Origin of the sequence: Streptomyces sp. NPDC046862, assembly GCF_040704615.1 — a bacterium.
Taxonomy (GTDB): Bacteria; Actinomycetota; Actinomycetes; order Streptomycetales; family Streptomycetaceae; genus Streptomyces.
On the sequence record NZ_JBEYXP010000102.1, the window covers coordinates 1 to 21,069 of the forward strand.

At 69.8% G+C, this 21,069-nt stretch carries 14 protein-coding genes; 6 read left to right on the forward strand and 8 right to left on the reverse strand.

Annotated features, from left to right (window positions below; translation table 11 throughout):
- Positions 1-42 precede the first annotated feature (42 nt).
- The 6 genes from AB0959_RS51845 to AB0959_RS51870 form a co-directional block, all read right to left on the reverse strand.
- Positions 43-1,029: a PAC2 family protein gene (locus AB0959_RS51845; protein WP_366834007.1), complete on the reverse strand. Its 987-nt coding sequence runs from the start codon at positions 1,027-1,029 to the stop codon at positions 43-45.
- 166 nt (positions 1,030-1,195) lie between these two features.
- A complete protein-coding gene (locus tag AB0959_RS51850) occupies positions 1,196-1,867 on the reverse strand; it encodes a FadR/GntR family transcriptional regulator (RefSeq protein ID WP_366834008.1) in 672 nt (223 codons plus the stop codon).
- Positions 1,868-2,057: 190 nt separating this feature from the next.
- Positions 2,058-3,674: a glycerol-3-phosphate dehydrogenase/oxidase gene (locus AB0959_RS51855; RefSeq protein ID WP_366834009.1), complete on the reverse strand. Its 1,617-nt coding sequence runs from the start codon at positions 3,672-3,674 to the stop codon at positions 2,058-2,060.
- A gap of 8 nt (positions 3,675-3,682) precedes the next feature.
- The gene (glpK, locus tag AB0959_RS51860; protein WP_366834010.1) at positions 3,683-5,218 is read right to left on the reverse strand and encodes a glycerol kinase GlpK; all 1,536 of its coding nucleotides are present in this window, start codon (positions 5,216-5,218) and stop codon (positions 3,683-3,685) included.
- Positions 5,219-5,345: 127 nt separating this feature from the next.
- On the reverse strand, positions 5,346-6,140 hold the full coding sequence (locus AB0959_RS51865; RefSeq protein ID WP_366834011.1) for an MIP/aquaporin family protein: 795 nt from the start codon (positions 6,138-6,140) through the stop codon (positions 5,346-5,348).
- A 466-nt stretch (positions 6,141-6,606) separates the two neighbouring features.
- Positions 6,607-7,374, reverse strand: coding sequence for an IclR family transcriptional regulator (locus AB0959_RS51870; protein WP_366834012.1), 768 nt, complete (start codon positions 7,372-7,374; stop codon positions 6,607-6,609).
- A 607-nt stretch (positions 7,375-7,981) separates the two neighbouring features.
- Here AB0959_RS51870 and metH point away from each other — a divergent pair.
- The 4 genes from metH to AB0959_RS51890 all read left to right on the forward strand — a co-directional run bounded on the left by metH (position 7,982) and on the right by AB0959_RS51890 (position 16,085).
- Entirely contained in the window at positions 7,982-11,509 is a 3,528-nt protein-coding gene (metH, locus tag AB0959_RS51875) for a methionine synthase (RefSeq protein ID WP_366834013.1), read from the forward strand.
- 171 nt (positions 11,510-11,680) lie between these two features.
- Positions 11,681-12,376 (forward strand): HAD family phosphatase, encoded by a 696-nt coding sequence (locus tag AB0959_RS51880; RefSeq protein WP_366834014.1) that lies wholly within the window; start codon positions 11,681-11,683, stop codon positions 12,374-12,376.
- 447 nt (positions 12,377-12,823) lie between these two features.
- Entirely contained in the window at positions 12,824-14,425 is a 1,602-nt protein-coding gene (locus AB0959_RS51885) for an ABC transporter substrate-binding protein (protein ID WP_366834015.1), read from the forward strand.
- A 76-nt stretch (positions 14,426-14,501) separates the two neighbouring features.
- On the forward strand, positions 14,502-16,085 hold the full coding sequence (locus AB0959_RS51890) for an ABC transporter substrate-binding protein (RefSeq protein WP_366834016.1): 1,584 nt from the start codon (positions 14,502-14,504) through the stop codon (positions 16,083-16,085).
- Positions 16,086-16,175: 90 nt separating this feature from the next.
- Here AB0959_RS51890 and AB0959_RS51895 read toward each other — a convergent pair whose 3' ends face one another.
- Both AB0959_RS51895 and AB0959_RS51900 read right to left on the reverse strand, forming a co-directional pair.
- Positions 16,176-16,847, reverse strand: a complete 672-nt coding sequence (locus AB0959_RS51895) for a response regulator transcription factor (protein WP_020141342.1) — start codon at positions 16,845-16,847, stop codon at positions 16,176-16,178.
- Positions 16,848-16,863: 16 nt separating this feature from the next.
- On the reverse strand, positions 16,864-17,802 hold the full coding sequence (locus AB0959_RS51900; protein WP_366834017.1) for a RecB family exonuclease: 939 nt from the start codon (positions 17,800-17,802) through the stop codon (positions 16,864-16,866).
- A gap of 206 nt (positions 17,803-18,008) precedes the next feature.
- Between AB0959_RS51900 and AB0959_RS51905 the strand changes: the two genes are divergently transcribed.
- Both AB0959_RS51905 and AB0959_RS51910 read left to right on the forward strand, forming a co-directional pair.
- Positions 18,009-19,943 carry a site-2 protease family protein gene (locus AB0959_RS51905; RefSeq protein WP_366834018.1) on the forward strand — a complete coding sequence of 645 codons (1,935 nt, stop codon included), beginning with the start codon at positions 18,009-18,011 and terminating at the stop codon, positions 19,941-19,943.
- Positions 19,944-20,026: 83 nt separating this feature from the next.
- Positions 20,027-20,929, forward strand: a complete 903-nt coding sequence (locus tag AB0959_RS51910) for a tRNA (adenine-N1)-methyltransferase (protein ID WP_366834019.1) — start codon at positions 20,027-20,029, stop codon at positions 20,927-20,929.
- Positions 20,930-21,069: the final 140 nt, after the last annotated feature.

The following is a 21,069-nucleotide window of genomic DNA, read 5'->3' on the forward strand; positions in this document are numbered from 1 at the left end:
GGGCGGTACGCCGTGCGCACCGCCCCCCGCCCGTTCGGTATCTCAGTCGTCCGACGACTCGTCGTCGTCGGGTCCAGGCCGCTGCGGCTTCGGCGGACGGCTCCGGCCGCCGGGGTTGTCCCGCAAGTACGGCGTGCTGTCGCTGCCGTCCGCCGTGGCGTGCCCGCCCGGCGACGGGCCCGGACCGCCGACGTCCCGTCTGCGCAGATAGCGCTCGAACTCACGGGCGATGGCCTCGCCGGACGCCTCGGGCAGCTCGGCGGTGTCCCGGGCCTCCTCCAGCGTCTGCACGTACTCGGCGACCTCGCTGTCCTCGGCGGCCAGCTGGTCCACACCCACCTGCCAGGCGCGCGCGTCCTCGGGCAGCTCGCCCAGCGGGATGCGCACGTCGATGAGGTCCTCCAGACGGTTCAGGAGGGCCAGCGTGGCCTTCGGGTTCGGCGGCTGCGACACGTAGTGCGGGACCGCCGCCCACAGCGACACGGCGGGGACGCCCGCGTGCGTGCACGCCTCCTGGAGGATGCCGACGATGCCCGTGGGGCCCTCGTACTTGGTCTCCTCCAGGTCCATCCGCTGGGCCAGGTCCGCGTCGGACGTGACCCCGCTGACCGGGACCGGACGCGTGTGCGGGGTGTCGCCGAGCAGGGCGCCCAGGATGACCACCAGTTCCACGCCCAGCTCATGGGCGAAGCCCAGCAGTTCGTTGCAGAACGAGCGCCACCGCATGGACGGTTCGATACCGCGGACCAGCACCAGGTCCCGGGGCTTCTCGCCGCCCACCCGGACCACCGACAGCCTCGTCGTCGGCCAGGTGATCTTTCGGACGCCGGCGTCCAGCCACACCGTGGGGCGGTTGACCTGGAAGTCGTAGTAGTCCTCGGCGTCCAGCGCCGCGAACACCTCGCCCTTCCACTCCTTGTCCAGATGCGCGACCGCGGTGGAGGCGGCGTCGCCGGCATCGTTCCAGCCCTCGAACGCGGCCACCATGACCGGGTCGATCAGCTCGGGAACCCCCTCGAGCTCGATCACCCAGTGCCTCCTTCCGACGTGCCCTCGCTTACGCCCCAACTTTACGGCGTGCTGCGGGGGCCTCCGCAGCCCCCTTGCACGGGGGAGTGAACGGATCACTGCCCCGTTCGCCACCCGGAAACACCCGGCGGGCAGCCGAGCTGTCGCCCGCGGTTCACGCAACCGTTCACAGAGTCGAGCGCAGCCACTGCTCCACCGATGCGATGTGGACCGTGGCCCACGAGCGGGCCGCCTCCCCGTCGCGGTCGTGGAGGGCGGCGAGGATCATGCGGTGCTCGTGGAGGGTGCGGCTGACCGCGTCCTCCTGGGTCAGACCGCGCCAGATGCGGGCCCGGGTCGTGGGACCGGACAGCCCGTCCAGCAGGGAGCAGAGCACCGAGTTGCCGGAGCTCTGCACGATGCCCCGGTGGAAGTCCAGGTCGCAGGCCACGAGCTCCTCCACGGACGGCGCCTCGCCCAGCTTGTCCAGCTGGGCGCTGAGCGCGTCCAGCTGCTGCTCGCTGATGCGGGAGGCCGCCATCGCCGTGGCCGCCGGCTCCAGGATGCGCCGCACCGCGAGGAACTCCAGGACCGTGTCGTCGCGGTGGAAGTCGACGACGAAGCTCAGCGCCTCCAGCAGGAGCTGCGGGTCCAGACTGGTGACGTACGTGCCGTCGCCCTGCCGTACGTCCAGGATGCGGATCAGCGACAGGGCCCGCACCGCCTCGCGCAGCGAGTTGCGGGACAGCCCGAGCTCCGACGCGAGCTCGCTCTCCTTGGGCAGGCGGTCGCCGGGGCGCAACGCGCCGGAGACGATCATTCCCTTGATCTTCTCGATCGCCTCATCGGTGACAGCCATGGCGTGCCTCCCTCTCGCTCAGACATCCGATGTCTCAGCACATTATGCGCGTTGAGCAGGCTGAACGGAGTATTCCTCACGGTGGGCACTGTTGCTCGGGCGCCAACTGATCGCGGGCCGGAACGACTTGACGGTACAGGCGAGAGGGGCGGCCCCACCCGGGAACCGCCCCTCACGACACCGCACGCGCCTACTTCTTGTCCAGCAGGTCCCGCACCTTGCCCCGCACGTCGTCCGTGTCGAGGCCGCGGATCGTCAGGGTCGTGCGGCGGCGCAGCACGTCGTCCGCGGTCTGAGCCCACTCGTTGTCCCGGGCGTAGACGACCTGCGCCCAGATCTCCGGCGCGTCCGGGTGGACGCGCTCGGCCAGCGCGGGGTCGTCGTTGGCGATACGGGCGATGTCGAAGGCGAGCGAACCGTAGTGCGTGGCCAGGTGCCGGGCCGTGTCGGGCGCCATGCGCGGGCCGGGCGCCGGATGGTCGACCAGGAGCCGGTGGGCCACCGCGCGCGGGTTGGCGACACCCGGCAGCGGCAGCTTCTTCGGCAGCGAGGCGATGGGTTCGAAGTCCTCGCCCAGCGGCCGGCCCGGCAGGGACTCCAGCTTCTTCATGATCGTACGGCCGATGTGGCGGAAGGTGGTCCACTTGCCGCCCGCGACCGAGAGCATCCCGCCCCGGCCCTCCGTCACGACCGTCTCCCGCTTGGCCTTCGACGTGTCACCGGGACCGCCCGGCAGCACCCGCAGACCGGCGAAGGCGTACGTCATCAGATCGCGCGAGAGCTGCTGGTCGCGGACCGAGAACGCGGCCTCGTCGAGTATCTGCGTGATGTCCTTCTCGGTGACCGCGACCTCGGCCGGGTCGCCCTCGTACTCCTCGTCCGTGGTGCCGAGCAGCAGCATGTCCTCCCAGGGGAGGGCGAAGGTGATGCGGTACTTGTCGATGGGGGTCGCCAGCGCGGCCTTCCAGGGGGAGGTGCGCTTGAGGACCAGGTGCGCGCCCTTGGAGAGGCGGATGGAGGGCGCCGCGTCCGGGTTCTCCATGCGGCGCAGGTGGTCGACCCACGGGCCGGTCGCGTTCAGCACGAGGCGGGCGTTCACACCGAACTCGTCGCCGGACACACGGTCCCTGAGCTCCGCGCCCGTGACCCGGCCCCGCGTGAAGCGCAGGCCCGTGACCTCGGCGTGGTTGAGGACGACGGCGCCCGACTCGACGGCCGCGCGGACCGTCATCAGCGCCATCCGGGAGTCGTTCATCTGGTCGTCGCCGTACACGGCCACGGCCTTGAGGTTGTCGGTGCGCAGCTCGGGCACGTCCTGCGCGGCCTTCGCCGGCGACAGCAGGTGTCCGACACCGTCGCCGAACGCCGACAGCGCGGAGTAGGCGAACACGCCCGCCCCGAGCTTCGCCGCGCCGTGCGGCCCGCCCTTGTACACGGGGAGGTAGAACGTGAGCGGGTTCGCCAGGTGGGGGGCCACCTGGCGGGAGACCGCACGGCGCTCGAAGTGGTTCTCCGCCACCAGCTTCACCGCGCCGGTCTGCAGGTAGCGCAGACCGCCGTGGAGAAGCTTGGAGGAGGCGGAGGAGGTGGCACCGGCGAAGTCGCCGGCGTCGACCAGCGCCACCCTGAGCCCCGACTGCGCGGCGTGCCAGGCGGTGGAGATGCCCAGGATGCCGCCGCCGATGACGAGGAGGTCGTACGACGCCTTGGCGAGCTGCTCGCGGGTCTCGGCGCGGGTCGGGTTCGAGCCGAGGGCCGGGCGCGTGCCCAGGGCGGGCAGGGTCTGCAGGGTGGACTGACTGGTCATGCGGTTTCTTACTCCTCGTCCTCGAGCCAGCCCATGGTCCGCTCGACGGCCTTGAGCCAGCTCTTGTACTCACGGTCGCGGATCTCCGCGTCCATGCGGGGGGTCCACTCGGCGGCCCGGCGCCAGTTGCGGCGCAGGTCGTCGGTGCTGGTCCAGAAGCCGACGGCGAGACCGGCGGCGTAGGCGGCGCCGAGGCAGGTGGTCTCGGCGACCATCGGGCGCACCACGGGGGCGTCCAGGAAGTCCGAGAGCGTCTGCATCAGCAGGTTGTTGGAGGTCATGCCGCCGTCGACCTTGAGCGCGGAGAGCTCGACGCCGGAGTCCTTCGTCATGGCGTCGGTGATCTCACGGGTCTGCCAGGCCGTGGCCTCCAGGACGGCGCGCGCGAGGTGCGCCTTGGTGACGTACCGGGTGAGGCCGGCGATCACACCGCGGGCGTCGGAGCGCCAGTACGGGGCGAACAGGCCGGAGAAGGCCGGCACGAAGTACGCGCCGCCGTTGTCCTCGACCGAGAGCGCCAGCGTCTCGATCTCGGCGGCGGTGGAGATCAGGCCCATCTGGTCGCGCATCCACTGCACCAGCGAGCCGGTGACGGCGATCGAGCCCTCCAGGGCGTAGACCGGCTTGTCGTCGCCGATCCGGTAGCCCACGGTGGTCAGCAGCCCGCTGTACGAGTTGATGATCTTCTCACCGGTGTTCATCAGCATGAAGGTGCCGGTGCCGTACGTGGACTTGGCCTCGCCCTCGGCGAAACAGGTCTGGCCGAACAGGGCCGCCTGCTGGTCGCCGAGCGCGGAGGCGACCGGGATGCCGCCGAGCAGGTCACCGAGCTTGCCGCCGGTGATCTCGCCGTACACCTCGGCCGACGAGCGGATCTCGGGCAGCATCGCCAGCGGGACACCGATGGAGGCGGCGATCTTGTCGTCCCACTCCAGCGTGTGGAGGTTCATCAGCAGGGTGCGGGAGGCGTTGGTGACGTCGGTGACGTGGCGGCCGCCGTTGACACCGCCCGTCAGGTTCCAGATGACCCAGGAGTCCATCGTGCCGAACAGGATGTCCCCGGCCTCGGCGCGCTCGCGCAGGCCCTCGACGTTGTCCAGCAGCCAGCGGGCCTTGGGGCCGGCGAAGTAGGACGCCAGGGGAAGGCCGGTCTCGCGGCGGAAGCGGTCCTGGCCGACGTTGCGGCCGAGGTCCTTGCAGAGCGCGTCGGTGCGGGTGTCCTGCCAGACGATGGCGTTGTGGACGGGCTCACCGGTGTTCTTGTCCCAGAGCAGCGTGGTCTCGCGCTGGTTGGTGATGCCGATGGCCCTGATGTCGTCGCGGGTGATGCCGGCCTTCTCTATGGCCCCGGCCACGACCTCCTGGACGTTGGTCCAGATCTCGGTCGCGTCGTGCTCGACCCACCCCGGCTTGGGGAAGATCTGCTCGTGCTCCTTCTGGTCGACCGAGACGATGCGGCCGTCACGGTCGAAGACGATGCAGCGGGACGAGGTCGTGCCCTGGTCGATGGCGGCGATGAACGGGCCGGCGTGGGCGTCGGTCACGGTGTGCTCCTGAAAGTTCTGTGGACAAGAGGCTGTCGGTACGGCGCGATGCTCATGTACGGCGCGATGCTTATGTGCGGAATGCTGTCAGCGGTGCCGGCAGGCGTGGCGCTGTGGAGCAAGTCGACTAGGCGAAGGCGACGTTGTAGATGCCTGCGGCGATCGCGCCACCGATCAGCGGGCCGACCACGGGGATCCAGGCGTAGCTCCAGTCCGAGCTGCCCTTGTTGGGCAGCGGCAGCAGGGCGTGCGTGATCCGGGGACCGAGGTCACGGGCCGGGTTGATCGCGTACCCGGTCGGGCCACCGAGCGAGAGGCCGATGGACACGACCACGAGGGCGGTGATCAGGGCGCCCAGCGTGCCGAGGCCCTTGCCGCTGTCGTTCAGGCCCTGGGTGAGGATCGCGAGGACGAGCACGATGGTGCCGATGATCTCGGTGGCCAGGTTCTGCACCGCGTTCCGGATCTCGGGGCCGGTGGAGAAGATGCCGAGCACGGGACCCGCGCCGGCCTCCTGGGCCTCGACGGCCTTGGCCTTGGTGGCCTGCGCGCCCGGACCGCCCACGATCTCCTTGTCGGTGAGGTGCGCGTGGAACTGTCCGTAGTACGCGACCCAGACCAGCGCGGCACCGATCATGGCGCCGAGCATCTGGCCCGCCCAGTAGATCGGGACATTGCTCCAGTCGCCGTCCTTGATCGCGATCGCGAGGGTCACGGCCGGGTTCAGATGGGCACCCGACAGCGGCGCCGAGGTGTAGACCGCCGTCAGAACGGCGAAACCCCACCCGAAGGTGATGGCGAGCCAACCGGCGTTACGAGCCTTGGAGGCCTTGAGCGTGACGGCGGCGCAGACGCCGGCGCCGAGCAGGATGAGTATGGCGGTACCGATGGTCTCGCCGATGAAGATGTCGGAGCTGGACACCCGCGACTCCTTTGTCCTTCGTCCAGGGGAAGGCGAACCCCGGGTCCCTCCGGTGGTCCGCGCTCTCGGGGGTGAGAGCGATGCCGGCCCTTGGCGTTGTCACACTCTAGCGCGTATTGCCGGTTAGTGTTCGACAATGCCGACCGATGGACGGGAGTCTTGCTCCGGCCGCACACGCACGTCAAGGGGTCCGTTACCCAAAACGCGATCGTTATTGATCGCCGCGTTCATCGCCGCCGGATGTCGATCTTCCGCTGGTCGCGGCGCGCGTCCGGGCGGGTGCAGGGCGCGTCAGCGCCTGGATGGGTGTGAGTGCCGGGGCGCGGTCGTGGCGGGCACCTCGTCATGCCGGGCGCGCCCATGCTTTAGGGGCGCGGGGCTGTGTTTGGTATGCGGCTCCGCCGCGTGGGCGCGACCAGCCGCAACGAACCGCAGTCGGCCACGGACGGTACCGACACACGGCCGCTCAGAACCGCGCCGCACCCAGATCCCGAGACACCGCGCGGGCGCAATCCCGCACCGCCGCGATCAGCTCCGGCCGCACCTCGCCACCGTCCCGGCACACACGCTCCACCGCGCCGGTGATGCCGACCGCGCCCACCGGCATGCGGCGCCGGTCGTGGATGGGTGCGGCGATGGACGCCACGCCCTCCCAGGTCTCCTCGATGTCGGCCGCGTACCCACGCGCGCGCGTGATGTCCAGGACGCCCTCGAACTCGCCGAGTTCACTGATGGTCCGGTCCGTGAAGGCCTTCCGGTGGCCCTCGACGACCTCGCTGTGCGCCACCGGGTCGAACGCCGACAGCACCTTGCCCAGTGCCGTGGAGTGCAGCGGCTGCATGGCCCCGATCTCCAGGACCTGCCGGCTGTCGTCCGGCCGGAAGACGTGGTGCACGATCAGCACGCCCTGCAGGTGCAGCACACCCAGGTACACGCTCTCGCCGCTGGAACGGGCCAGGTCGTCGGTCCACACCAGGGCACGTGCCCGCAACTCGTGCACATCGAGATACGTGGTGCCAAGGCGCAGCAGTTCCGCACCCAGCTGGTAGCGCCCGGAGGCGTCGTCCTGCTCGACGAAGCCCTCCTGCTGGAGGGTGCGCAGTATGCCGTGGGCCGTGCCCTTGGCGAGGCCCAGCGACGAGGCGATGTCCGAGAGGCCGAGTCGTCGCTCGCCGCCCGCGAGCAGCCGCAGCATCGCGGCCGCCCGTTCGAGCGACTGGATGTTCCGTGCCATCGCCGTCCTGCCTCCGTCCCCTTCGCCGTCGGTGCGCGACTCCACTGACACCGTTCGGCAATGTCGAACACTACCCGCCGCCCGCGATCCGCCGCTAATGGCGGTCACCACCTTTTCGCCAGATCACCCCCGGACGAGCCCGGCGCGTTCACGCGCGCGGTCGGAGTAAACCGCATGTCGCGGGGCCGCGGCCGCATGTGGCGGGGGCGCGGAGGCGCATGTCGCGCAGGGTGTGGGCCTGCGTGTCGCGCGGGGCGTGGGCCTGCGTGTCGCGGCGGTCACGGGACTGTGTCACGCCGTCCTGGACCCGATTGCCGCAGTGGGCATCGGTGCATGTCACGTCGGTCTGGAACCGAATCCCGAAGTGGGCGTGGGTGCACGTCGCGCCGGTGCCGGCCCCGCACGTCGCAGCAGGCGTGGGCCCGTGTGGCGCGGGTAGGCGCCCCCAGTTCGCACCGGTCCCGACCCTCGTGTCCCGGTGGGCCGCACGTTCGTCCGTCCCGTGGACGCCCTGACCGGGCGCGCCCGCTCCGGGCTACCCTGGCCGGGTGCGCCTTCCACAAGAAGTCGCAAAGCCGACAGCCGTCGCACTCCAGGGAGCACCTTCATGGCCTCGTTGCCGAACCAGTCCCCTACGTCCGCCGCTTCCGACAGCCGGACCCGATCCGACGCACTCCGTCATGCCCTGGCCACTCGTGTGGTGGTGGCCGACGGCGCGATGGGCACGATGCTCCAGGCCCAGGACCCGACGCTGGAGGACTTCGAGAACCTCGAGGGCTGCAACGAGATCCTGAACCTCACCCGCCCCGACATCGTGCGTTCGGTGCACGAGGAGTACTTCGCGGTCGGTGTGGACTGTGTCGAGACGAACACCTTCGGGGCGAACCACTCAGCGGCGAACGAGTACGAGATCGCCGACCGGATCTTCGAGCTGTCCGAGGCGGGCGCCCGGATCGCACGCGAGGTTGCCGACGAGTTCGGAGCCAAGGACGGTCGCCGGCGCTGGGTCCTCGGCTCGATCGGTCCGGGTACCAAGCTGCCGTCGCTCGGTCACATCGCGTACGACGTACTCCGTGACGGCTACCAGCAGAACGCCGAGGGGCTGCTCGCCGGTGGCGCGGACGCCCTGATCGTGGAGACCACGCAGGATCTGCTCCAGACCAAGTCCAGTCTGATCGGCGCGCACCGTGCGATGGACGCCCTGGGCGTCGATGTGCCGCTGATCTGCTCGCTCGCCTTCGAGACCACGGGCGTCATGCTGCTCGGCTCGGAGATCGGTGCCGCGCTGACCGCGCTGGAGCCGCTGGGTATCGACATGATCGGCCTGAACTGCTCGACGGGCCCGGCCGAGATGAGCGAGCACCTGCGCTACCTGGCCCGCCACTCGCGTACGCCGCTGATGTGCATGCCGAACGCGGGCCTGCCCGTGCTGACCAAGGATGGCGCGTACTTCCCGCTGACGGCACCCCAGATGGCCGACGCCCAGGAGAACTTCGTACGCGACTACGGCCTCTCCCTGGTCGGCGGCTGCTGCGGCTCGACCCCCGAGCACCTGCGCCAGGTCGTCGAGCGCGTACGGGGCCTGGCCCCGGAGGCGCGCAGCCCGCGCCCCGAGCCCGGCGCCGCCTCGCTCTACCAGACCGTGCCGTTCCGTCAGGACACCGCCTACATGGCGATCGGCGAGCGCACGAACGCCAACGGCTCGAAGAAGTTCCGCGAGGCCATGCTGGACGGCCGCTGGGACGACTGTGTGGAGATGGCCCGCGACCAGATCCGCGAGGGCGCACACATGCTCGACCTGTGCGTCGACTACGTGGGCCGTGACGGCGTCGCCGACATGGAGGAGCTGGCCGGCCGCTTCGCCACCGCCTCCACCCTCCCGATCGTGCTCGACTCCACCGAGGTCGAGGTCATCAGGGCCGGGCTGGAGAAGCTCGGTGGACGCGCGGTCATCAACTCCGTCAACTACGAGGACGGCGACGGCTCCGAGTCCCGGTTCGCGAAGGTCACGAAGCTCGCCCAGGAGCATGGGGCGGCGCTGATCGCGCTGACCATCGACGAGGAGGGCCAGGCCCGCACCCCGCAGAAGAAGGTGGAGATCGCCGAGCGGCTGATCGAGGACCTGACCGGTAACTGGGGCATCCACGAGTCGGACATCCTCATCGACACCCTGACCTTCACCATCTGCACCGGTCAGGAGGAGTCCCGCAAGGACGGCATCGCCACCATCGAGGCGATCCGCGAACTCAAGCGCCGCCACCCCGACGTCCAGACCACACTCGGCCTGTCGAACATCTCCTTCGGCCTCAACCCCGCCGCTCGCATCCTGCTCAACTCCGTCTTCCTCGACGAATGCGTCAAGGCGGGCCTCGACTCGGCGATCGTGCACGCCTCGAAGATCCTGCCCATCGCCCGCTTCAGCGAGGAAGAGGTGACCACGGCCCTCGATCTGATCCACGACCGCCGCGGTGAGGGCTACGACCCGCTGCAGAAGCTGATGGCGCTGTTCGAGGGCGCCACCGCCAAGTCCCTGAAGGCGGGCAAGGCCGAGGAACTCGCCGCGCTGCCGCTGGGGGAGCGCCTCAAGCGCCGGATCATCGACGGCGAGAAGAACGGCCTGGAGGCAGACCTCGACGAGGCACTCCAGTCCCGCCCGGCCCTCGACATCGTCAACGAGACGCTCCTGGACGGCATGAAGGTCGTCGGCGAACTGTTCGGCTCCGGCCAGATGCAGCTGCCGTTCGTCCTCCAGTCCGCCGAGGTCATGAAGACGGCGGTCGCCCATCTGGAACCGCACATGGAGAAGTCCGACGACGAGGGCAAGGGCACCATCGTGCTCGCCACCGTCCGCGGCGACGTGCACGACATCGGCAAGAACCTGGTCGACATCATCCTCTCCAACAACGGCTACGACGTCGTCAACCTCGGCATCAAGCAGCCCGTCTCCGCGATCCTGGAGGCCGCCGAGGAACACCGCGCCGACGTCATCGGCATGTCCGGCCTCCTGGTGAAGTCCACGGTGATCATGAAGGAGAACCTGGAGGAGCTCAACCAGCGAGGTCTGGCCGCCGACTTCCCCGTCATCCTCGGCGGCGCCGCCCTCACCCGCGCCTACGTCGAGCAGGACCTGCACGAGATCTACCAGGGCGAAGTCCGCTACGCCCGCGACGCCTTCGAGGGCCTGCGCCTGATGGACGCCCTCATCGGCGTCAAGCGGGGCGTGCCCGGAGCGGTCCTGCCGGAGCTGAAGCAGCGCCGGGTCAGGGCCACCGCCCAGACGGTCGTCGAGGAACGCCCCGAGGAAGGCTCCGTCCGCTCCGACGTCGCCACCGACAATCCCGTCCCCGCCCCGCCCTTCTTCGGCACCCGCGTCATCAAGGGCATCCAGCTCAAGGAATACGCCTCCTGGCTGGACGAGGGCGCCCTGTTCAAGGGCCAGTGGGGCCTGAAGCAGGCGCGTACGGGCGACGGGCCCTCCTACGAGGAACTCGTCGAGACCGACGGTCGGCCGCGGCTGCGCGGGCTGCTGGACCGGCTGCAGACCGACAACCTCCTCGAAGCCGCCGTGGTCTACGGCTACTTCCCCTGCGTGTCCAAGGACGACGACCTGATCATCCTGGACGAGCAGGGCAACGAGCGGACGCGGTTCACCTTCCCGCGTCAGCGCCGGGGCCGCCGGCTGTGCCTCGCCGACTTCTTCCGCCCGGAGGAGTCCGGTGAGACCGACGTCGTGGGCCTGCAGGTCGTCACCGTGGGGTCGCGCATCGGGGAGGAGACCGCCAAGCTCTTCGAGTCCAACGCCTACCGCGACTACCTCGAACTGCACGGCCTGTCCGTGCAGTTGGCCGAGGCCCTCGCCGAGTACTGGCACGCGCGTGTGCGTGCCGAGCTCGGTTTCGCGGGGGAGGACCCGGAGGTGATCGAAGAAATGTTCGACCTCAAGTACCGAGGTGCCCGCTTCTCGCTCGGTTACGGTGCCTGCCCGGACCTGGAGGACCGCGCCAAGATCGCCGAGCTTCTGGAGCCCGAGCGGATCGGCGTGAAGCTCTCCGAGGAGTTCCAGCTGCACCCCGAGCAGTCCACGGACGCGATCGTGATCCACCACCCCGAGGCGAAGTACTTCAACGCGCGCTGAGCCCCGCCGACGGCATGACGCGGCCGGTGCACGTGTGGGTCATATGAGTGCCCGTGTGCCGGAAGCGCAAACCGAGCGTTTCGTCGAACGGCGTCGTACACTGGTCGGTCCACCGCAGGCCGGTTCCCCACCCGGGAACCGGCCTGCTCGTCCCACAAGGAGGTGCGCCGGATGACGACAACGGTCCCCGCGCTCGGTACCCAGACGGCCGAAGGCTCAGCGTTGCAGGCTGTGCTCCTCGACATGGACGGAACCCTGGTGGACACCGAGGGATTCTGGTGGGACGTCGAGGTCGAGGTCTTCGCGGGCCTCGGTCACGTGCTCGACGACTCCTGGCGCCACGTCGTGGTCGGCGGCCCCATGACCCGCAGCGCCGGCTTCCTCATCGAGGCCACGGGCGCCGACATCACCCTCGCCGAGATCACAGTGCTGCTCAACGACGGGTTCGAGGACCGCATCGGGCGCACGCTGCCGCTCATGCCGGGCGCCGCCCGGCTGCTTGCCGAGCTCGCCGCGCACGGCATCCCCACCGCCCTGGTCTCCGCCTCCCACCGGCGCATCATCGACCGCGTCCTGACATCGCTCGGCCCTCAGTACTTCGCGCTGACCGTCGCGGGCGACGAGGTGGAGCGGACCAAGCCGCACCCCGACCCGTATCTGCTGGCGGCGGCCGGGCTGGACGCCGACCCGGCCAGATGCGCCGTCATCGAGGACACGGCGACCGGTGTCGCGGCCGCGGAGGCCGCCGGCTGCCACGTCGTCGCGGTCCCCTCCGTGGCGCCCATCGCCCCCGCCCTCCGGCGCACGATCGTCACCTCGCTCGAGGAAGTCGATCTCCCTTTTCTCCGTGGCCTGTTGACGGTTTGACCACGGAAATGCGGCGGCCGTTCACCCAGGGTGTCTAATTGAATCCGCGATAAGTCGAAGGATCTTCACGGCCTTCGCGGCGGGAAATTCGGTTCCGCGCAACCCCTGGCTGAATTCAGATTGCCGTCAACGCATTCGATGGTGTGAGCTTCACCACCCGCCAAAGGGTCGACAGGGCGGCCCATGTGTGCCTCATCTGTCCGATCCGTGCAGATCGGCATGCCTTTGTGTCCCGATTGGTGCAAGGTGCACTAATCATTCCGCTGACCGTCTGTTCAGTGTGTCCGCGGTCGGTTCCACAGCGTGATGAGCGCTCAACTCCAGTGTGTGCAAGCCACTCTCGGGGCGCGCACTAATCTCTTTCCGAGAACACCGCGTACCCCCGCGACCCGCCCGCACACCCCAGCAGCCGGGTCCGCGGAAACACAGCTCTGGAGACACACGAGCATGAACCGTAAGACTCTGGTGTTGCCGGCCGTCCTCGGCCTGCTCACCCCCGTGCTCGCCGCCTGCGGCGGCTCCGACGCCGGAAGCGACGGCGACGCGATCGTCGTGGGTACCACGGACCGGTTCACCGCCTCCAGCGACACACCCGCACCGCTCGACCCCGCCTACGCGTATGGCGTCGACACCTGGAACGTCCTGCGCCAGACCGTGCAGACCCTGATGGCGCAGCCCCGCGGCGACGGTGAACCCAAGCCGGAGGCCGCCCAGAGCTGCCGCTTCACCGACACCGGCAACGAGCGCTACGCCTGCACGCTCCGCGACGGCCTGAAGTTCGCCAACGGCGACCCGATCACCGCCGAGGACGTGAAGTTCTCCATCGACCGGGCGCGCTCCATCAAGGCCGACAGCGGGGTGTTCGCCCTGCTGTCGACGATCCAGCTCGTGGAGACCAAGGGCGACCGCGATGTGATCTTCCACCTCAACGGACCGGACGCCACCTTCCCGTACAAGCTGTCCACGCCCGTCGCCGGCATCGTCAACCCCGACGACTACGACAAGAAGAAGCTGCGCGACGGCTTCGACGTCGACGGCTCCGGCCCGTACACCCTCAAGGCCGAGGTCAAGGGCGACGAGATGGTCAAGGCCGTCTTCACCAAGAACCCGCACTACAAGGGTCTGCTGACGCCGAAGAACGACGAGGCCGTCCTGCGCTCCTTCGACGACGCCGACGCCATGGGCGCCGCGCTCGACAAGGGCGACATCGACCTGATGACCCGCACCATGACGCCGGAACAGATCGAGAAGTTCTCCAACTCCTCCTCCAGCGACATCGACCTCATCGAGACCGCCGGTCTGGAGATCCGCTACCTGGGCTTCAACACCGACGCGTCCCCGGTCAAGGCCAAGGCCGTCCGCCAGGCCATGGCCCAGCTCATCGACCGTGGTGCCCTCGTCTCCAAGGTCTACGGCGCCCAGGCCGAACCGCTCTTCTCCCTGGTCCCCGCCAGCATCACCGGCCACTCCAACTCGTTCTTCAACAAGTACGGCGAGCCGAGCAAGGCCAAGGCGAAGGCGATCCTGACCGGGGCCGGCATCACCACCCCCGTGAAGCTGACCCTGAACTACACCACCGACCACTACGGCACAGCCACCAAGCCCGAGTTCGAACAGCTGCGGAAACAGCTCAACGACAGCGGCCTGTTCGACGTCGACATCAAGGGCACGCCCTGGTCCACGTACCAGTCGGCCGAGCGGAAGGGCGAGTACGCGGTCTACGGCATGGGCTGGTTCCCCGACTTCCCCGACGCCGACAACTACCTCTCGCCGTTCCTCGACAAGGACAACTTCCTGCGCTCGCCGTACGCGAACAACGAGATCCGGAGCACGCTGCTCCCCGAGTCCCGCCGTCAGGCCGACCGCCTCACCGCCTCGGACAGCCTCACCGGCATCCAGGACATCGTGGCCGACGACGTACCGGTCCTTCCACTGTGGCAGGGCAACCAGTACGTCGCCGTGAGGGACGACGTCACAGGCGGCGAGTACGCGCTCAACTCCGCTTCCACACTTCAGCTGTGGGAGCTCGGCCGCGGTATGAGCGGCTGACCGGAGACTTCACCCCCCACTCCGGGCTCCGCCGGGCCCGGAGGTTCCGCGAACCGACGACACAAGGCATCCGTAAGTGAACATGCGTAACCAATTGCCGGTCCTGTCCATCACCACGGGGCTGGCTGTCGGCCTGCTCGCCGGCTGTGGCTCCGACACGGGCGACTCCTCCGACAGCGGATCCGCCGTCGTGATGGGGATGTCCGACGAGGTGCTGGCCACCGACCCCGCGTCCGGCTACGACCCGGGTTCCTGGCTGCTCTTCAACAACGTCTTCCAGTCGCTGCTGAGCTTCCCCAACGGCGCCACGGAACCCGAACCGGAGGCCGCCAAGGAGTGCACCTTCACCGACACCCGGGCCACACGGTACGAGTGCGAGCTCAAGGACGACCTGAAGTTCAGCAACGGTGACTCCCTCACCTCGCAGGACGTCAAGTTCTCCTTCGACCGCATGATGAAGATCAACGATGAGGCCGGCCCGGCGATCATGTTCCCCATGCTGGACAAGGTCGAGACGCCGAACGACAAGACCGTCGTCTTCCACCTCAAGTACCCCGACGCCACCTTCCCCAGCAAGATAGCCTCCGGCGCCGGCTCGATCGTCGACCACCGGTCCTACGACGCCGACAAGCTCCGCAAGGACGGCGGCGCCGTCGGCTCCGGCCCCTACAAGCTCGACTCCTTCGGCAAGGAGGAGGCCGTCTTCTCCGTCAACGGGAACTACAAGGGCCAAGCCGACGTGGAGAACTCCGGTGTCACCCTGAAGTTCTTCCACGGCGACCAGACCGCCCTGAAGAAGGACCTGCGCGAGGACAAGCTCGACCTCGCCTACCGCGGACTCAGCGCCACCGACATCGCCGACATCGAGGCCGACAGCTCCGACAAGAGCCCCATCGACACCGTCGACGGCACCGGAGCCGAGGTACAGCACCTGGTCTTCAACATGAACGACCCCGTGACGGGCCGGCTCGGCGTCCGCAAGGCCATGGCCTACCTGCTGGACCGCGAGGCCCTCGTCGAGGAGGTCTACCAGGGCACGGCGACACCTCTGTACTCGATCATCCCGGCCGGCATCACCGGCCACAACACGGCCTTCTTCGACACCTACGGCGCCCGCCCCTCCAAGGCCAAGGCGGAGGCCGCGCTGCGCGCCGACGGCATCACCGGCAAGGTCGAGCTGACCCTCTGGTCCACGCCGTCGCGCTACGGCCCGTCCACCGACGAGGAGTTCAAGGCCATCGCCAAGCAGCTCAACGACAGCGGGCTGTTCAACGCCACCGTGAAGTCCGTGCCCTTCGAGCAGTACGAGAAGGACATCGCCGCGGGCAAGTACGGCGTGTACGTCAAGGGCTGGGTCCCCGACTACCCGGACCCCGACAACTTCACCAGCCCCTTCTTCGGCGACGGCAACGTCCTCGGCAACAACTACACCAACAAGACGATCACCGGCACGCTCATCCCGAAGACCGCCGCCGAGAGCGAGCGCTCCGCGACCGAGCAGGAGTACGCCGAGCTCCAGAACATCGTCGCCAAGGACGTCCCGGTCCTCCCCGTCTGGCAGGCCAAGCAGTACGCGGTTGTCAAGGAAAACGTCTACGGCCTGGAGTACTGCCTCGACGCGTCGACGGTGTTCCGCTTCTGGGAGATAAGCAAGGACTGACACCCGCGCGGGTACGACGCCGAAAGGGCGCCCCTTCCAGGTGAAGGGGCGCCCTCGACGGTCGTACGCCCTGCCCGCGCCGCCCGCCCGCTACTGCGCGCCGGGGCGCACCAGCCCGCTCTCGTACGCGTACACCGCGGCCTGCACACGGTCACGCAGACCCAGCTTGGTCAGGACATGGCCCACATGCGTCTTGACCGTGGTCTCGCTGACGAAGAGATCGGCCGCGATCTCCGCGTTCGACAACCCGCGCGCCACCAGCTTCAGCACCTCGACCTCGCGGTCGGTCAGCGTGTGCAGCGTGTCCGGGACCGGCTCGTCACCGGACGGCAGATGCGTGGCGTACTTGTCCAGGAGCCGGCGCGTGATGCTCGGCGCGAGCATCGCCTCGCCCGCGGCCACCACACGGATCGCCTGCACCAACTCGTTGGCAGGCGCGTCCTTCAGCAGGAAACCACTGGCACCCGCCCGCAGCGCCTCCACGACGTACTCGTCGAGGTCGAAGGTCGTCAGGACCAGCACCTTCGCCGGACCGTCCCGGCCGGGACCGGTGATCTGCCGGGTCGCCTCCACCCCGTCCATCCGCGGCATGCGGATGTCCATCAGAACCACATCGGGCTGCAGGGCACGCACCTGGTCGAGTGCCTGTAGGCCGTCCCCGGCCTCCCCCACGACCGCGATGTCCTGCTCCGCCTCCAGAATCATCCGGAAGCCGGTGCGCAACAGCGGCTGGTCGTCGACCAGTAGGACGCGGATGGCCACGTAAGTCTCCTGTTCGCTAGTCCGGCCCCATTCTGCCCTGAGGGCCTTCACCCGACGCGGGCGACCTCACCGGCAGCGGATACGGCGGGGGAGTACCACCGAATTCCGGACAGACGGCGTGGTGGTCGCACCAGCCACAGAGCTTGGTGGGGCGAGGCCGCCAGTTGCCCGTCTCGGTGGCCAGGCTGATCGCGTCCCACAGAGTGAGGAGCTTGCGCTCCACGCGCTCCAGATCCGTGAGCACCGGGTCGTACGTCAGCACGTCCCCACTGCCCAGATAGACCAACTGAAGTCGGCGCGGGACGACGTTCTTCAGACGCCACACCACCAGGGCGTAGAACTTCATCTGGAACAGCGCGCCCTCGGCGTACTCGGGTCTCGGGGCCTTGCCCGTCTTGTAGTCGACGATCCGCACCTCGCCGGTCGGCGCGACGTCGACACGGTCGATGATCCCGCGCAGCCTCAGCCCCGAGTCCAGCTCCGCCTCCACGAACAACTCGCGCTCGGCGGGCTCGAGCCGCGTCGGATCCTCCAGCGTGAACCAGCGCTCCACGAGCTGCTCCGCCTCCGTGAGCCAGCGGGCCAGCCGCTCGCCCTCCGGATCGTCCGCGAACAGCTCCACGACCTCCGGCTTCGACTCACGCAGCCGGTCCCACTGGCCGGGGATCAGCGCCCTGGCCCGCGGCGCCGTGCGCTCCGTCGCCGGGGCGTCGAAGAGCCGCTCCAGCACCGCGTGCACCAGCGTCCCGCGCGTGGCCGCCTCACTCGGCTTCTCCGGAAGCCGGTCGATCACCCGGAAGCGGTAGAGCAGAGGACACTGCATGAAGTCGCTCGCGCGGGAGGGCGAGAGCGACGTCGGGGGCGCGGCGGCCACGGCACGCGCCGCCGGGGGCTCGGCGCCCGAGCCCTCGGTACCGGAACCCTCTGCGCTGGTGCCGTCGGTGCTGGTTTCCATGACCACAGACCATACGGGTCGCCACTGACAGTGACACCGTCGCGGTGCGCGGGCCCCGCCCGACCGCGTGGAAACGACCGCGACGACGGAACGGGGAACAGAGGGGGTGCCGGGGCGGAACGAGCGGCGACGACCGCATAGCATCGACCACGGACCCTTCCGCACCGCAGGACCGGCGCGGAAGACGCAACGAACGAGGGGACACCGTGGACGAGAGCGGCGGGAGCGGGCAGCCGCGGTCCGGCAGCGACGAGGCGACCGAGCGCCCTGCGGGGCAGCCGACCCCGGCCGCCGACACCGCACGCCCCGAACCGGAGCCCGGGCCGGCACCCGACGCCACTCCCACACCCCCCGAACCCCCGGCCGACCACGAGAGGGCCACGCCCGCCGAGCCGTCTGCCGAGCCCTCGGGCCCTGCCCGCGACCACGAGACCACCACACCCGCCGAGCCGGCTCCGGAACATCCCGGCTCCGCACACGGCCTCGGAACGGCCACGCCCGCCGAGCCTTCCGTGGAAGGTCCCGCTCCGGAAGGCCCCGGCTCTGCCCGCGGCCCCGAAACCGCCGCGCCGACCGAGCCGTCTCCGGGTCGCCCCGGCTCCGCACACGACCTCGGAACGGCCGCTCCCATCGAGCCGTCTGCGGAACGTCCCGGCTCTCCCCGCGACCACGGGCCGGCCACGCCCGCCGAGCCCTCTCCACAAAGCCCCGGCGCGTCCACCGGCCACGACACCGCCGCGTCCGCCGAGCCACCGGTGGACCGGAAGGATCACGAACGTCCCGGGTCCCCGGGCGACCGCACAGCGCCCGCGGGCACCCGGCCCTCGGCCGGTGACAAGCCCCCCGCGCGCCCCGAGCCCCAGGCAGACACCCCGCCTGACGCCGCGCCGCGCCCGGGCCAGGGCTTCGGCGGCCGTACCCCCGCCGCCTCCCCCGGGGGCCGCCGCCCCGCATCCGCCGGTGGCCGGAAACCGCCGAAGCGGCCCAAGGAACCCGGCGGCGGGATCCTCATGGGACGGCCCTTCGGCGTGCCCGTGTACGTCGCGCCCAGCTGGTTCCTCGTGGCCGCGCTGATCACCTGGGTGTTCGGCGGCCAGCTCGACCGTGTGCTGCCCGAACTCGGCGGCATCCGCTACCTCGTGTCGCTGTTCTTCGCGGTGGCCTTCTACGCCTCCGTACTCGTCCACGAACTCGCCCACACCGTCGCCGCACTGCGCTTCAAACTGCCCGTGCGCCGGATCCAGCTGCAGTTCTTCGGCGGCGTCTCGGAAATCGAGAAGGAGTCCGAGACGCCGGGCCGCGAGTTCGTGCTCGCCTTCGTCGGACCGCTGCTCTCCCTGGTCCTCGCCGGCGTCTTCTACCTCGCCCTCCAGGCAGTCGAACCCGGCACCGTCCCCGGCGTGCTCCTGGCCGGACTGATGATCTCCAACCTGATCGTGGCCGTGTTCAACCTGCTGCCCGGACTGCCCCTCGACGGCGGCCGCATGCTCCGCGCCGTCGTCTGGAAGATCACCGGCAAACCCATGACCGGCACCATCGCCGCCGCATGGGTCGGCCGCGCCCTCGCCGTCTCCGTACTGATCGGGCTCCCGCTGCTCACCCAGTCCGGCGCGCTCGGCTCCGGCGCCGAGGACCTCGGCGGCATGGACACCGTCACCGACGCCCTGCTGGCCGCCATCCTCGCCGCGATCATCTGGACCGGCGCGGGCAACAGCCTCCGCATGGCCCGCCTGCGCGAGCACCTGCCCGAACTGCGCGCCCGCAACCTCACCCGCCGCGCGGTCCCCGTCGAGACGGACACCCCCCTCTCCGAAGCCCTGCGCCGCGCCAACGACGCCGGCGCCCGCGCCCTCGTCGTCGTCGACGCCGACGGCGAGCCCCTGTCCCTGGTCCGCGAGGCCGCCATCGTCGGCGTCCCCGAGCACCGCCGCCCCTGGGTCGCCGTCAGCGGCCTCGCCCAGGACCTCACCGACGGCATGCGCGTCTCCGCGGAACTCGTCGGAGAAGACCTCCTCGACGCCCTGCGCGCCGCCCCCGCCACCGAGTACCTGGTGGTGGAGGAGTCCGGCGAGATCTACGGCGTGCTCTCGGCGGCCGACGTGGAGCGCGCCTTCGTCAAGGCGATGGCCCGGCCCAACTGAACCCGGACACCCACGACGCGTGCGGGCCGCCATGCCCGCCCCACGTGGTCTCCGGCCCCCGCCAGGACCGGTAGGCTGGTCACATGTCCGAACCGACCGGTGCCGCCCGCCGTCGCGGGCCCTTCAAGGTCGGGGACCAGGTACAGCTGACCGACCCCAAGGGCCGCCACTACACGTTCACGCTCGAAGCGGGGAAGAACTTCCACACCCACAAGGGTTCCTTCCCGCACGACGAGCTGATCGGCGCGCCCGAGGGCAGTGTTGTCCGCACCACGGGGAACGTCGCCTACCTGGCGCTGCGCCCCCTGCTCCCCGACTACGTCCTGTCCATGCCCCGCGGCGCCGCCGTGGTCTACCCCAAGGACGCGGGGCAGATCCTCGCCTTCGCCGACATCTTCCCCGGCGCCCGCGTCGTGGAGGCAGGCGTCGGCTCCGGATCGCTCAGCAGCTTCCTGCTGCGGGCCATCGGCGACCAGGGCATGCTGCACTCCTACGAGCGCCGCGCGGACTTCGCCGAAATCGCCCAGGCCAACGTCGAGCGCTACTTCGGCGGCCCGCACCCCGCCTGGCAGCTCACCGTCGGAGACCTCCAGGACAACCTGAGCGACACCGACGTCGACCGCGTCATCCTCGACATGCTCGCCCCCTGGGAGTGCCTGGAAGCCGTCTCCAAGGCGCTCGTCCCCGGCGGCATCCTGTGCTGCTACGTGGCGACCACCACCCAGCTCGCCCGAACCGTCGAATCCATCCGCGAGATCGGCAGCTTCAACGAGCCGACCGCCTGGGAGTCGATGATCCGCAACTGGCACATCGAAGGCCTGGCCGTCCGCCCCGACCACCGCATGATCGGCCACACCGGCTTCCTGCTGACCGCCCGCCGCCTCGCCGACGGCGTCGAGCCGCCCATGCGCCGCCGCCGCCCCGCCAAGGGCGCCTACGGCGAGGACTACGCCGGTCCGAACGCCGACGGAGGCACCGGCCGCTGAGGCACGGACCGCGGCCACCGCGGCGGCCCCGTGCCGCGTTCAACGCACGAGCGCCGGGGGGGGTGGGGGGGGGCGGCCAGGCGCGGGGGGATTTTCACCTGCCCGCCCCGGGCGGGCAACGACCCGCACAACGGAGGGAT

Excerpts from the sequence above, each read along its gene's own strand:
- AB0959_RS51900 (WP_366834017.1), bottom strand. The coding sequence starts at position 17,802 with ATGGAAACCAGCACCGACGGCACCAGCGCAGAGGGTTCCGGTACCGAG.
- metH (WP_366834013.1), top strand. The coding sequence starts at position 7,982 with ATGGCCTCGTTGCCGAACCAGTCCCCTACGTCCGCCGCTTCCGACAGC.
- AB0959_RS51885 (WP_366834015.1), top strand. The coding sequence starts at position 12,824 with ATGAACCGTAAGACTCTGGTGTTGCCGGCCGTCCTCGGCCTGCTCACC.
- AB0959_RS51910 (WP_366834019.1), top strand. The coding sequence starts at position 20,027 with ATGTCCGAACCGACCGGTGCCGCCCGCCGTCGCGGGCCCTTCAAGGTC.
- AB0959_RS51880 (WP_366834014.1), top strand. The coding sequence starts at position 11,681 with ATGACGACAACGGTCCCCGCGCTCGGTACCCAGACGGCCGAAGGCTCA.
- AB0959_RS51850 (WP_366834008.1), bottom strand. The coding sequence starts at position 1,867 with ATGGCTGTCACCGATGAGGCGATCGAGAAGATCAAGGGAATGATCGTC.
- AB0959_RS51855 (WP_366834009.1), bottom strand. The coding sequence starts at position 3,674 with ATGACCAGTCAGTCCACCCTGCAGACCCTGCCCGCCCTGGGCACGCGC.
- AB0959_RS51870 (WP_366834012.1), bottom strand. The coding sequence starts at position 7,374 with ATGGCACGGAACATCCAGTCGCTCGAACGGGCGGCCGCGATGCTGCGG.